This is a genomic window from Amnimonas aquatica, assembly GCF_002943415.1.
In the GTDB taxonomy this organism is placed as follows: Bacteria; Pseudomonadota; Gammaproteobacteria; order Pseudomonadales; family Moraxellaceae; genus Perlucidibaca; species Perlucidibaca aquatica_A.
Genome location: NZ_PTQZ01000026.1, coordinates 1 through 12,393 on the forward strand (window position 1 = coordinate 1; position 12,393 = coordinate 12,393).

The following is a 12,393-nucleotide window of genomic DNA, read 5'->3' on the forward strand; positions in this document are numbered from 1 at the left end:
TCCGCCGCCGGCGATCGAGAATCGTCCGAAGCGCACCGGTGGCGGGCGCGACATCATCGTCAGCATCGACGCCGGCCATGGCGGCGCCGACCCGGGTGCCATCGGCCGCAGCGGCCTGTACGAGAAGCACGTCACGCTCGCCATCGCGCGGGCGGTGGCCGAGTACCTGAACCGGCAGGACGGCATCAGCGCGCGCCTGACCCGCGACAGCGACTTCTTCATTCCGTTGCAGCGGCGCCGCCAGATCGCCCGCCACGAGCACAAGGCCGACATCTTCATGTCCATCCATGCCGATTCGGCGCCCAATCGCGCGGCGCGCGGCGCCTCGGTGTTCGCGCTGTCGCTGCAGGGCGCCAACAGCGCGACGTCGAGCTTCGCGCAGCGTCTCGCCGAGCAGGAAAACAAGGCCGACCTCATCGGCGGCGCGGTGGTCGAGAGCGGCACCATCACCGACGTGCTCGCCAGCCTGGCGGTCGAGGGTTCGCTCAAGCACAGCCTCGACATGGGCGGCATCCTGCTCAGCCACATGCATCCGGTGGTCGGCAAGCTGCACAGCCCGCGTGTCGAGCAGGCCGGCTTCGCGGTGCTGAAGGAGCCGGGCATGGTGTCGCTGCTGGTCGAGACCGGCTTCATCTCCAATGCCGAGGAAGAGGCCAAGCTCGGCACCGCCGCCTATCAGCGCGAGCTGGCGCAGGCCATCGGCGAGGGCGTGCTGCGCTTCTGTCGCCAGTACCCGGTGCCCGGCACCTGGTTCGACCGCAACTGAGGCTCCGGCATGGCACGCATTCATCTGCTCGATGCCCGGCTGGCGAACCAGATCGCCGCCGGCGAGGTGGTCGAGCGCCCGGCCTCGGTGGCCAAGGAACTGATCGAGAACGCCATCGATGCCGGCGCGCGCGTGGTCGAAGTGCAGGCCGAGCAGGGCGGCATCGCCGGCCTGCGCGTGCGCGACGACGGTGACGGCATCGCGCGGGATGACCTGCCACTGGCGCTGGCGCGCCATGCCACCAGCAAGATCCATCATCTCGATGACCTCGAGGCCGTGGCCACGCTCGGCTTTCGCGGCGAGGCGCTGGCCTCCATCGCCTCGGTGTCGCGGCTGACACTGACCTCCAGCCAGGACGAGAGCGGGCTGGGCTGGGCCGTGCGCACCGAGGGCCGCGACATGGCCGCGGTGATCGAGCCGGCGCGGCATCCGCGCGGCACCTCGGTGGAAGTGCGCGACCTGTTTTTCAACACGCCGGCGCGGCGCAAGTTCCTGCGCAGCGAGACCACCGAGTTCGGACACCTGGAAGAAGTGGTGCGGCGCATCGCGCTGGTGTCGCCGCAGGTCAGCTTCAGCCTGACCCACAACCAGCGCGTGCTCTGGCAGCTCAAGCCGGCGACCAGCGAGGCCGAACTGCTGCGCCGCCTCGGCCAGATCTGCGGCCAGCCCTTCGTGCAGGCGGCACGGCCGATCTCGGTGGAGACCGCCGGCATCCACCTGCATGGCTGGATGGGTCTGCCTACTTTCTCGCGCTCGCAGGCCGACCTGCAGTATTTCTTCGTCAACGGCCGCATGGTGCGCGACAAGGTGGTCTCGCACGCCGTGCGCCAGGCCTACGCCGATGTGCTCTATCACGGACGGCACCCGGCTTTCGTGCTGTTCCTGGACATCGATCCGGGCGCGGTGGATGTGAACGTGCATCCGACCAAGCACGAGGTGCGCTTCCGCGAGCAGCGGCTGGTGCACGACCTGATCTACCGCGGCCTGCACCGGGCGCTGGCCGACCTGCGTCCGCAGGACGCCGCGCCGGTGCTGGCGGGTGATGGCATGGCGCCGGTCGCCGGGGCCGTGTCCACCGATGCCGGCGGCACGGCGCAGCCCGGTTTCGCCGGTGGCATGCCGGTCCGGCAGTCCGGGCTGGACTGGTCCGCGGCTCCGGTGCGCGAGGCCTATGCCAGCTATCTGGGTGGTGCCGATGCTTCCGGCGCTGCCGGTCCTGGCGTCGCCGGTGTGCCGTGGTCCTCCGCTGGTGCCGGCACGGGTGGCGTCCTGCCCGACCCGGTGCCCTCGCCCGTGCTTCCCGCCGCCGACGAGCCCGGCGGCCCGCCGCCGCTGGGCTACGCCCTGGCGCAGCTGCACGGCATCTATATCCTGGCGCAGAACCGCGACGGCCTGGTGCTGGTCGACATGCACGCCGCGCACGAGCGCATCGTCTACGAGCGGCTGAAGGCCGACCAGGCCTGCGCCGGCATCGCCAGCCAGCCGCTGCTGGTGCCCATCAGCATGGCGGTGAGCCGGCGCGAGGCCGATGTCGCCGAGTCCGAGCAGGCGGTGTTCGCCGACATGGGCATCGAGGTCGAGCGCCTCGGGCCGGAAACCCTGCTGGTGCGCGCGCTGCCCGCGCTGCTGGCGCAGGCCGGCGCCGACGCGCTGGTGCGTGACGTGCTCTCCGACCTGATCACGCACGGCAACAGCCGGCGCATCGAGGAGCGCCGCAACGAGCTCATGGCCACCATGGCCTGCCATGGCGCCGTACGCGCCAACCGGCAGCTGAGCATCACCGAGATGAACGCGCTGCTGCGCGACATGGAGGCAACCGAGCGCAGCGGCCAGTGCAACCACGGCCGGCCGACCTGGACCCGCCTGACCCTGGGCGATCTCGATCGCCTGTTCCTGCGCGGCCGCTGAGCATGGCCGACCGTAACCCGCCCGCGCCGGCAGGCGGCGACCTGCCCGCCCGCGCCATGCCGGTCGCCGACACCCGCCCGCCCGCCATCTGCCTCATGGGTCCGACCGCCGCCGGCAAGACCGCGCTGGCCATGGCGCTGGCCGGACAGGGTTGCGACATCATTTCCGTCGACTCGGGCATGATCTACCGCGGCATGGACATCGGCACCGCCAAGCCGACGGCGGCCGAGCTGGCGCTGGCGCCGCACCGCCTGATCGATATCCGTGACCCCGCCGAGGCCTATTCCGCCGCCGATTTCCGTGCCGATGCCCTCGCCGCCATGGCGGAGATCACCGCTGCCGGCCGCGTGCCGCTGCTGGTCGGCGGCACCATGATGTATTTCAAGGTCCTGCGCGATGGCCTCGCGGTGCTGCCCGATGCCGACCCGGCCATCCGCGCGCGCCTCGATGCCGAGGCCGCCGCGCTGGGCTGGCCGGCGCTGCACGCGCGGCTGCGCGAGGTCGATCCGCTGGCGGCGGCGCGCATTCCGCCGATGGACGCGCAGCGCCTGCAGCGCGCGCTGGAGGTCTGGGAGCTGACCGGCAAACCGCTGTCGCAGTGGCATGCCGAGCAGGCGCCGCCCGAGCCGCTGCCGTTCGACCTGCACTGGCTGGCCATCGCGCCGCCCGACCGCGCCGTGCTGCACGAGCGCATCGCCCTGCGTTTCGACCAGATGCTGGCCGGCGGACTGGTGGACGAGGTCGCCGCCCTGCGTGCGCGCGGCGACCTGCACCTCGGCCTGCCGTCCATGCGTTCGGTGGGCTACCGCCAGGTCTGGGAGCACCTCGACGGCCAGTACGACCGCGACGAGCTGCGCCTGCGCGGCATCTACGCCACGCGCCAGCTCGCCAAGCGCCAGCTGACCTGGCTGCGCGGCTTTGCCGGTGCTGCCGGTGACGGGCTGCGCGGGCTGGATCCCGCCGATCCGGCGCTTTTGTCGCGGGTGCAGGCGCTTTTGCGCGAGATCACTTGAAAAAGCACCGGACGCACCCCACGATAACGGAACGTCCGGCTGCATTTTAGTCGTGCCATTCCCGCCTTGCGGGGAGCCGTCGCGAGACGGTCGACGCTGAACACAACAATTTTCGTGGCCGCATTTGGTGCCACATGAGAGGAAGAAAAATGTCAAAAGGTCAGACGCTTCAGGATCCGTTCCTGAACGCCCTGCGCAAAGAGCGCATCCCGGTTTCCATCTTCCTGGTCAATGGCATCAAGCTGCAGGGCCAGATCGAATCCTTCGACCAGTACGTGGTGCTGCTGAAGAACACGGTCAGCCAGATGGTCTACAAGCATGCCATCTCCACCGTGGTGCCGGCGCGCAATCCGCGCACGACCCTGCCGGGCAGCACCGTGCCCATCGGCGGCAGCGCGGCGGCCGGCCAGGCTCCGGGCTCCAGCCTGGAAGACTTCGACGACGAAGATGACACCCAGCCGAACTTTTCCTGATACGGCTTCTCCCCCGCGTCCCGCCTGTTCCCGTGTCCGGCACGGGGATGGCTGGCGCATGCCGTCGCGAGGGCGCTGAGTGGAGTATTTCGAGCGCCCGACGGGTGGCGAGCTTGCCATCCTCGTGCATCTGGAGCTGCAGCACCACGGGCAGGATGAGGACCTCGAGGAGTTCCGCATGCTGGCCGCCTCGGCCGATGTCGAGGTGCTGCATGTCATCACCGGCAGCCGCCAGCGTCCGGATCCTCGCCTCTATGCCGGCACCGGCAAGGTGCTGGAGATCCGTCAGGCCGTCGAGCACCTGGGTGCCGAGGTCGTGCTGTTCAACCATGCGCTGACGCCGGCCCAGGAGCGCAACCTCGAGCGCGAGCTGAAATGTCGCGTGCTCGATCGCACCGGTCTCATCCTCGATATCTTCGCCCAGCGTGCCCGCACGCACGAGGGCAAGCTGCAGGTCGAGCTGGCCCAGCTCGATCACCTGTCGTCGCGCCTGGTGCGCGGGTGGACCCATCTCGAGCGTCAGAAGGGCGGCATCGGCCTGCGCGGCCCGGGCGAGACCCAGCTCGAGACCGACCGCCGTCTGCTGCGCAAGCGCATCGACTATCTCAAGGAGCGCCTGGAGAAGGTGCGCCAGACCCGCGCGCAGGGCCGGGCGGCGCGGCGCAAGGCTGGCGTGCCGACGGTATCGCTGGTGGGTTACACCAATGCCGGAAAATCGANCTGGTGGACGCCTTCCGCGCCACCCTCGAAGAGACCGCGCAGGCTGATCTGCTGCTGCATGTGGTCGATGCCTCCAGCCCCGAGCGCGACCTGCACTGCCGGTCGGTGACCGAGGTGCTGGCCGAAGTGGGTGCGACAGCACCGGTGCTTCTGGTGTACAACAAGCTCGACGCGCTGCCGGGGCAGACCCCGCGCGTGGAGCGCGACGATCAGGGCGTGCCGTCCTCCGTGTGGGTGTCGGCGCGCGAGGACATGGGCCTGCCGGAGCTGTTGAGCGCCATGCAGGCCCTGCTGGCCAGCCCCTGGGAGGAGCTCTGGCTGGCGCTGACGCCCGCGCTGGCCAGGTTGCGTTCGCGCCTGTACGGCCTGGGCGTGGTTCAGAATGAAGTCGCGGACGATGCCGGTGGCAGTCGTCTGCAGGTGCGCATACAGCCCCAGGACCTGGCGCAGTGCCTGGCCCGAGAGGGCTTGGTGCGCGCCGATGTAAGTGTCGAGGGCGACTGGTGATGCCGGTCGCCGCAAGCGAATAACAAAGCAGGAGTGCCAGATGGCGTGGAATCAACCCGGGTCGGGGCAGAAGCCCGGCGGTGACAATCAGGATCCCTGGGGGCGCCGGCCGTCGGCAGGTGGTGGCGGCAAGGGTGGCAACAATGTGCTGGACAAGCTGCAGGGCATGTTCGGCGGCGGTGACCCGCAGAGCGAGAAGCAGCTCACCCGACTGCTGCTCGTCGGCGCGGTCGGCCTCTGGGCGATCTTCGGCTTCTATCGCGTGGAGCAGGCCGAGCGCGCCGTGCTGCTGCGCTTCGGCGAATTCCAGAGCGTGCAGACCGCCGGTCTGCACTGGCATCCGCCGCTGGTCGACTCGCTGCGCAAGGTCAATGTCGAGCGCACCGAGCAGATGCCGCTGAACGCCAGCATGATCACCGAGGACGAGAATATCGTCGATATCTCGCTGTCGGTGCAGTACCGAATCGCCGATGCCCGTCTCTACGTGCTTGCTGTCGCTGATCCTCAGTCGACGCTGGCGCATGCCACCGAGTCGGCGCTGCGTCATGTCGTCGGCAGCGCCAAGATGGCGCAGGTGCTGGGCGAGGGCCGTGCCAAGCTGGCGCAGGACATGCAGCCGCGCCTGCAGGCCTATCTCGACCTGTACAAGACCGGCCTCAGCGTGCGCAACGTGAACATTCTCGAGGCGCTGCCGCCGCGTGACGTGAAGTCCGCGTTCGATGACGTGATCCGTGCCAAGGAAGACAAGGAGCGCCTGAAGAACCAGGCCGAGACCTATGCCAACGGCATCGTGCCGGAAGCGCGCGGCCAGGCCGCCCGCCTGGTGGCCGACGCCAGCGCCTACAAGCAGGAAGTGGTCGACCGGGCATCGGGTGACGCCTCCCGCTTCAAGGGCCTGCTGGGCGAATACCGCCAGAATCCCTCGGTGATGAAGAGCCGCCTGTATCTCGAGACCATGGAGTCGGTGCTGGGCAAGACCAGCAAGATCGTGGTCGAGCCCAACGGTGCCGCGCCGCTGCTGTACCTGCCCATGGACAAGCTTGGCCAGGGCGGGGCGCCGGCAGCCGAAGTGCTGTCCGGCCAGGGTCAGGTGATTCCGCCCGCCGCCACCGGCGGCAGTCGTGAGGCTGCCCGCACCACCCGCAACCTGGAGGAGGCCCGCTAATGCCCTCGCGCAACATGACGGCGCTGTACGTCGTCCTCTTCCTGCTGTTCATCGGCAACAGCGCTTTCTTCACCGTGCAGGCCACCGAGCGCGCCGTGCTGCTGCGCTTCGGCGAAGTGGTCGAGGCCGACCTCAAGCCCGGCCTGCACTTCAAGATCCCGCTGGTGCATGAAGTGCGCCGCTTCGATGCCCGCCTGCAGGTCAGCGATGCCGAGCGCACCGAATTCCTCACCAAGGAAAGCAAGTTCCTCATCATCGACGCCTACGTCATGTGGCGCGTCGACGATGTGAAGCGCTACTTCACCGCCACTGGCGGCGTCGTGCGCGAAGCCGAGGCGCGCCTGCTGCCGCTGGTGCGCGACGGTCTCAAGAACCGTGTTTCCGAGCGCACCGTGCACGAGGTCGTCGCCGGCCAGCGCGAGCAGCTCATGCAGGACCTGACCAAGGCCGTGAATGTGGTGGCGGCGCGCGAGTTCGGTATCCAGGTGGTGGATGTGCGCGTCAAGCGCGTCGATTTCCCGGCCTCGACCGTGGAATCGATCTACAACCGCATGCGCACCGAGCGAGAGCGCGAAGCACGCGAGCACCGTTCGCAGGGCACGGAAATGTCCGACCGCATCAAGTCGGAGGCCGACCGCCAGCAGCGCGTGATCCTCGCCGAGGCCTATCGCCAGGCCGAGACCCTGCGCGGTGAAGGCGATGCCGAGGCGGCAGCCATCGCGCGCAAGGCATTCGGCCAGGAGCCCGAGTTCTATCGCTTCTACCGCTCGCTGCAGGCCTATCGCCAGACCTTCAACAAGCCGGGCGATGTCATGGTGCTGAAGGGTGACAACGAGTTCCTGCGTTACATGAAGCAGCCGCCGAAGTGAGCCGGTGCCCGCGGGCCGGCGGCAGGGAATGCCTGCCGCCGGCCCGCTTGGGCATAACCCGTCCAGCTGTGGTAAGCTATGCCGAACCGAGTGACGACTCGGTTTTTTTGTGTCGGGCCTTTCCTGGCCGACCCCCTTCGGGCCGTCGCTGACGCGACGTCAAAAATTTCTCCCGGAAATTTTTTGTGTCTGAGCACGTGAGAAGTCATGAGCAAACCCGTTGATGCCTGGCTGCTGCCCGATGGGGTGGCGGATGTGCTGCCTGTCGAGGCGGCCCGCCTGGAAGCGCTGCGCAGAAAGCTGCTGGATCATTTCTCCAGCTGGGGCTATGCCCTCGTGTTCCCGCCGCTCATGGAGTACCTGGATTCCCTGCTCACCGGCTCGGGCAGCGACCTCGAAGGCCTGACCTTCAAGATCACCGACCAGCTCAGCGGCCGTCTCATGGGCGTGCGCGCCGACATGACGCCGCAGGTGGCGCGCCTCGACGCGCACTGCCTGCCGGTCGACGGCCCCGCCCGCTACTGCTACGCCGGCACGCTGCTGCAGACCCGTCCCACCGGGCTGTCGGCCTCGCGCTGTCCGGTGCAGATCGGCGCCGAGCTTTACGGTCACGATGGCGTCGAGAGCGACATCGAGATCATCCGCCTCATGCTCGACAGCCTGCAGCTGGCGGGCGCCCGCGACATCCACCTCGACCTCGGCCATGTCGGCATTTTCCGCGCGCTGGCGGAGTCCGCCGGCCTGGATGCCGATGGCGAATCGCGTCTGCAGGACATTCTGGCGCGCAAGTCGCTGCCGGAATGGGCCGAGGTACTGCCGCGCCTGGTGCCCGAGACCGGCGCGCAGGCCGCGCTGGAGCCGCTGCCCACGCTCTGCGGCGAGATCGCCGTGCTCGACCGCGCCGCGCGCGCCTGGCCCGATGCGCCGGTCGCCGTGGCCCGCGCACTGGCCGATCTGCACGCCGTGATCGCGGCGCTGCGGGCATCGCACCCGCAGGTCACGCTCTACATCGACCTCGGCGAGCTGCGCGGCTACCACTATCACACCGGCCTGGTGTTCGCCGCCTATGTCGCCGGCCAGCGCGCCGAAGTCGCCAAGGGCGGCCGCTACGATCACGTCGGCGAGGCCTTCGGCCGCGCCCGTCCGGCCACCGGCTTCAGCGCCGATCTCAAGCAGTGGCTCGGCTTCGATGCCACGCTGCCGGCTGCACGCGGCATCCTGGCGCCGGCCGGCGATGCCGCCGCGCTGGCGACGGCCATCACCGAGCTGCGCGCAGCCGGGCAGCGTGTCGTGCAGCAGCTGCCGGGTGCCGCGCTCGACGCCGCCGCGGCCGGCTGCGACCGCGAACTGGTTTTCGAGGACGACCGCTGGCAGGCGCGTCCCCTCTCCTCCCGATCCTGAAAATTCTCGAGATTTGAATCATGGGCAATCATGTTGTCGTTCTGGGCACCCAATGGGGTGATGAAGGCAAGGGCAAGATCGTCGACCTGCTGACGGACAACGCGCAGGCTGTGGTCCGCTTCCAGGGCGGTCACAATGCCGGCCACACCCTGGTGGTGGGCGGCGAGAAGACCGTGCTGCACCTGATCCCGTCCGGCATCCTGCGCGATGGCGTGCAGTGCCTGATCGGCAACGGCGTGGTGCTGGCGCCGGACGCGCTGCTCAAGGAAATGGCCTATCTGGAAGCCAAGGGCGTGCCGGTGCGCGAGCGTCTGAAGATCTCCGCCGCCTGCCCGCTCATCCTTCCCTACCACGTGGCGCTGGACAAGGCGCGCGAAGCCGCGCGCGGCAAGTCCGCCATCGGCACCACCGGTCGCGGCATCGGCCCCGCCTACGAGGACAAGGTCGCCCGTCGCGGCCTGCGCCTGGGCGACCTGTTCCGCCGCGAGACGCTGGCTTCCAAGCTGGGCGAGATCATCGCCTACCACAACTTCCAGCTCACCAATTACTACAAGGTCGAGCCCATCGACTTCCAGCAGACGCTGGAGCTGGCGCTGGCCTGGGGCGAGCAGCTGCGCGACCTGGTCGGCGATGTCTCCGGCATCCTGCACAACTTCCGCCGCCAGGGCGCGCGCATCATGTTCGAGGGCGCGCAGGGCTCGCTGCTCGACATCGACCACGGTACCTATCCGTACGTGACCTCGTCGAACACCACCGCCGGCGGCACTTCGACGGGCTCGGGCTTCGGTCCGCTCTACCTCGACTACGTGCTGGGCATCACCAAGGCCTACACCACCCGTGTCGGCGGCGGTCCGTTCCCGACCGAGCTGTTCGACGAGACCGGCAACCACCTGGCCAAGGTCGGTCACGAGTTCGGTTCCACCACCGGTCGCGCTCGTCGCTGCGGCTGGTTCGACGCTGAGGTGATCCGTCGCGCGGTCGAGCTGAACTCCATTTCCGGCCTCTGCCTGACCAAGCTCGACGTGCTCGACGGCCTGCCGGCCATCAAGCTCTGCGTCGGCTACGAGAGCCGCGAGGCCGGCTGCATCGAAGGCATGATGACCGATGCCGTGGCGCTCGACCTGGCGAAGCCGATCTACGAGGAGCTGCCGGGCTGGACCGAGTCCACTGTCGGCGTGCAGAAGCTCGAGGACCTGCCGGCCAATGCGCGCGCCTACATCAGGCGCATCGAGGAAGTCGTCGGCTGCCCGATCGACATCATCTCCACCGGTCCGGACCGCGACGAGACCATCGTCCTGCGCCATCCGTTCCAGTAAGCCGGTCGCGCAAGGACGGTGCCATGAAGTTCGAGACCCGAGTCACCTGGGAAGCACCGCTCGCGCGCGTGCTGGCCATGATCACCAGCCGCGCCTATGTCGAGCAGCGGCTGGCGCGCATGGACTACGAGTCCTTCGCCGTGCTGGATTGCCAGGACGAGGCCGACCGCTTCGCGATCACCACGCGCGTGCTCGGCCGGCCTAGCGTGAAGCTGCCGGCGCTGGCGCAGAAGTTCGTCAAGACCGACCAGCCGATCGAGATCGAGCAGACCGACAGCTGGTCGCGCGACACTGCCGCCGGCACCCTGCGGATCGTCAACAAGTCGGTGTCGGTTCTGTCGATATCGGCGACCATGAAGCTGACCGAGGCCACCGGCATCACCACCAACACGCTGACCTGGACGGTCGAATGCAGCGTGCCGCTGGTCGGCGGCAAGCTGGCGGAGATGATTGCCGACGACATTCGTGCCAAGGCGGCACAGAATGAACTGGTCAGTCGTCAGATTCTCGCAGATGCCTTTTGATACCCGTCCTGCGGCATTGTCAGCGGAGGGGTGGCTGACGTCATAATCGGGCCAGGAAGCAGGCCTGCTTTCCCAGAACAAGAACAAGGAAAGAGCTCATGATCGAACAAGCCATTGCCGACTTCCAGGCCAACATGTGGCTTTACATCTCGATTCCGTTCATCAGCGGCATCATCGGCTACGTCACCAAGGTGGTGGCGATCCAGATGATGTTCTCGCCGCTGGAATTCAAGGGCATCAAGCCCTTCTTCGGCTGGCAGGGCATCGTGCCGCGCAAGGCGGAGAAAATGGCCACGGTCGCCGTCGAGCTCATGACCAGCAAGCTGATCAAGCCTTCGGAGATCTTCGCCCGCCTCGACCCGCAGCGTGTCGCCAAGGAAATCGAGGCGCCGATGATGGCCGCCGCCGAGGACATCGTGCGCGATGTCGCCCAGCAGTACCAGCCCGGTCTCTGGGAGAGCATGCCGGAGTTCGCGCGCCAGAAGATCATCCAGCGCGTGAAGGGCGAGGCGCCGGCGATCGTCGCGACCATCATGTCGGAAGTGCAGCGGGACATCGACAAGTACTTCGACATCAAGCACATGGTCATCAGCAACCTGCTCAAGGACAAGCGCCTGCTGAACGACATCTTCCGCAAGGTCGGCCGCCAGGAGTTCAGGTTCTTCAGCAACGCCGGCTTCTACTTCGGCTTCGGCATCGGCCTGATCCAGATGGTGTGCTGGGCGCTGTTCAAGCAGCCGTGGATGCTGCCCGCCTTCGGCGGCTTCGTCGGCTTCTTCAGTGACTGGATCGCGCTGCAGATGATGTTCCGCCCGCTGCATCCGAAGAAGGTGCTCGGCTTCACCTGGCAGGGCCTGTTCCTGAAGCGCCAGAAGGAAGTCGCCGCCGACTACGCCGCGCTGATCTCCAAGCAGCTGCTGACGCCGGCGAACATGATGCAGGAGCTGTTCCGCGGCGCCTTCGCCGACCGCATCATGGAGCTGATCCACAAGAACGTGAAGCGCACGGTCGACGAGCAGACCGGCATCGTGCGTCCGCTGGTGGTCTACGCCGTGGGCAGCCAGAAGTACATCGAGATGAAGAGCGTGATCGCCGAGCGTATCATGGCGCAGATGCCGGAGACCATGAAACACGTGGAGTCCTACGCCGAAGACGCCATGGACGTGCGCAATACCCTGGTCGAGCGCATGCAGGGCCTGAGCTCGGAGGAGTTCGAGGGCATGCTGCGTCCGGCCTTCAAGGAAGACGAGTGGTCGCTGATCATCGTCGGTGCCGTGCTCGGCTTCCTGGTCGGCGAAATGCAGATCCACTTCATGCTCTGAGGGGCGTGAGCCCCGGCGGTTGCCTCCTTCGGGGCGGCCGCCTTCATGTCGCCCGGCCGTCCGCGCCGGGTTCGCCGCGGAAGCGCGCGGCATCCGCCGAGAAACACTCGCCCAGCCAGTCGGTCACCGCCTTCACGCGCGGTTGCCGGCGGGCACCGCGATGCACCAGCAGCCAGATGTCCCGGCTCAGTTGCGGCTGCCGGCCCGGTCGTCGGCGCAGACCGGGATGCGCATCGGCCATGAAGCAGGGCAGCACTCCCTGCCCGACGCCGGCCGCGACCGCGGCAGCGATGGCACGCATGCTGTCGCAGCGCATGCTCAGGGTGACGTCCGGCTGTTCCCGCAGCCAGCGCATTTCCGGCGTGTGCGCCAGTGCGTCGGTATAGGCCACCCAGCGCTTCACGTCCAT

The 12,393-nt window shown here is 68.0% G+C and carries 10 protein-coding genes and 2 pseudogenes; 11 read left to right on the forward strand and 1 reads right to left on the reverse strand.

The window, feature by feature from the left end; all coding sequences use genetic code 11:
* From C5O18_RS02295 to C5O18_RS02345, 11 genes and pseudogenes are all read left to right on the forward strand, one after another.
* Window positions 1-766: N-acetylmuramoyl-L-alanine amidase (locus tag C5O18_RS02295; RefSeq protein ID WP_206389693.1), on the forward strand; the 766-nt coding region annotated here is incomplete at its 5' end.
* Between the two features lie 9 nt (window positions 767-775).
* Window positions 776-2,674, forward strand: coding sequence for a DNA mismatch repair endonuclease MutL (mutL, locus tag C5O18_RS02300; RefSeq protein WP_105191253.1), 1,899 nt, complete (start codon window positions 776-778; stop codon window positions 2,672-2,674).
* Window positions 2,675-2,676: 2 nt separating this feature from the next.
* On the forward strand, window positions 2,677-3,687 hold the full coding sequence (gene miaA / locus C5O18_RS02305; RefSeq protein WP_241146706.1) for a tRNA (adenosine(37)-N6)-dimethylallyltransferase MiaA: 1,011 nt from the start codon (window positions 2,677-2,679) through the stop codon (window positions 3,685-3,687).
* Between the two features lie 149 nt (window positions 3,688-3,836).
* A pseudogene (hfq, locus tag C5O18_RS10695) lies at window positions 3,837-4,106 on the forward strand (RNA chaperone Hfq); the annotation flags it as partial.
* Between the two features lie 133 nt (window positions 4,107-4,239).
* A pseudogene (gene hflX / locus C5O18_RS02315) lies at window positions 4,240-5,123 on the forward strand (GTPase HflX); the annotation flags it as partial.
* 304 nt (window positions 5,124-5,427) lie between these two features.
* On the forward strand, window positions 5,428-6,552 hold the full coding sequence (hflK, locus tag C5O18_RS02320) for an FtsH protease activity modulator HflK (RefSeq protein WP_105191255.1): 1,125 nt from the start codon (window positions 5,428-5,430) through the stop codon (window positions 6,550-6,552).
* The gene (gene hflC, locus C5O18_RS02325; RefSeq protein ID WP_105191256.1) at window positions 6,552-7,421 is read left to right on the forward strand and encodes a protease modulator HflC; all 870 of its coding nucleotides are present in this window, start codon (window positions 6,552-6,554) and stop codon (window positions 7,419-7,421) included. Before hflK ends, hflC begins: the two co-directional genes overlap by 1 nt.
* Before the next feature lie 207 nt (window positions 7,422-7,628).
* Entirely contained in the window at window positions 7,629-8,822 is a 1,194-nt protein-coding gene (locus C5O18_RS02330) for an ATP phosphoribosyltransferase regulatory subunit (RefSeq protein ID WP_105191257.1), read from the forward strand.
* A 20-nt stretch (window positions 8,823-8,842) separates the two neighbouring features.
* Window positions 8,843-10,138, forward strand: a complete 1,296-nt coding sequence (locus C5O18_RS02335; RefSeq protein ID WP_105191258.1) for an adenylosuccinate synthase — start codon at window positions 8,843-8,845, stop codon at window positions 10,136-10,138.
* 23 nt (window positions 10,139-10,161) lie between these two features.
* Window positions 10,162-10,662 (forward strand): DUF2505 domain-containing protein, encoded by a 501-nt coding sequence (locus C5O18_RS02340; RefSeq protein ID WP_105191259.1) that lies wholly within the window; start codon window positions 10,162-10,164, stop codon window positions 10,660-10,662.
* Between the two features lie 98 nt (window positions 10,663-10,760).
* Window positions 10,761-11,984, forward strand: coding sequence for a DUF445 domain-containing protein (locus C5O18_RS02345; RefSeq protein ID WP_105191260.1), 1,224 nt, complete (start codon window positions 10,761-10,763; stop codon window positions 11,982-11,984).
* 43 nt (window positions 11,985-12,027) lie between these two features.
* On the opposite strand, the gene C5O18_RS02350 is transcribed toward C5O18_RS02345, so the two are convergent.
* Window positions 12,028-12,393 (reverse strand): LysR substrate-binding domain-containing protein (locus C5O18_RS02350; RefSeq protein ID WP_105191261.1); only part of this gene is annotated, 366 nt, incomplete at its 5' end.

Coding starts and splice junctions, on each gene's coding strand:
- mutL (WP_105191253.1), top strand. CDS start 776: ATGGCACGCATTCATCTGCTCGATGCCCGGCTGGCGAACCAGATCGCC.
- miaA (WP_241146706.1), top strand. CDS start 2,677: ATGGCCGACCGTAACCCGCCCGCGCCGGCAGGCGGCGACCTGCCCGCC.
- hflK (WP_105191255.1), top strand. CDS start 5,428: ATGGCGTGGAATCAACCCGGGTCGGGGCAGAAGCCCGGCGGTGACAAT.
- hflC (WP_105191256.1), top strand. CDS start 6,552: ATGCCCTCGCGCAACATGACGGCGCTGTACGTCGTCCTCTTCCTGCTG.
- C5O18_RS02330 (WP_105191257.1), top strand. CDS start 7,629: ATGAGCAAACCCGTTGATGCCTGGCTGCTGCCCGATGGGGTGGCGGAT.
- C5O18_RS02335 (WP_105191258.1), top strand. CDS start 8,843: ATGGGCAATCATGTTGTCGTTCTGGGCACCCAATGGGGTGATGAAGGC.
- C5O18_RS02340 (WP_105191259.1), top strand. CDS start 10,162: ATGAAGTTCGAGACCCGAGTCACCTGGGAAGCACCGCTCGCGCGCGTG.
- C5O18_RS02345 (WP_105191260.1), top strand. CDS start 10,761: ATGATCGAACAAGCCATTGCCGACTTCCAGGCCAACATGTGGCTTTAC.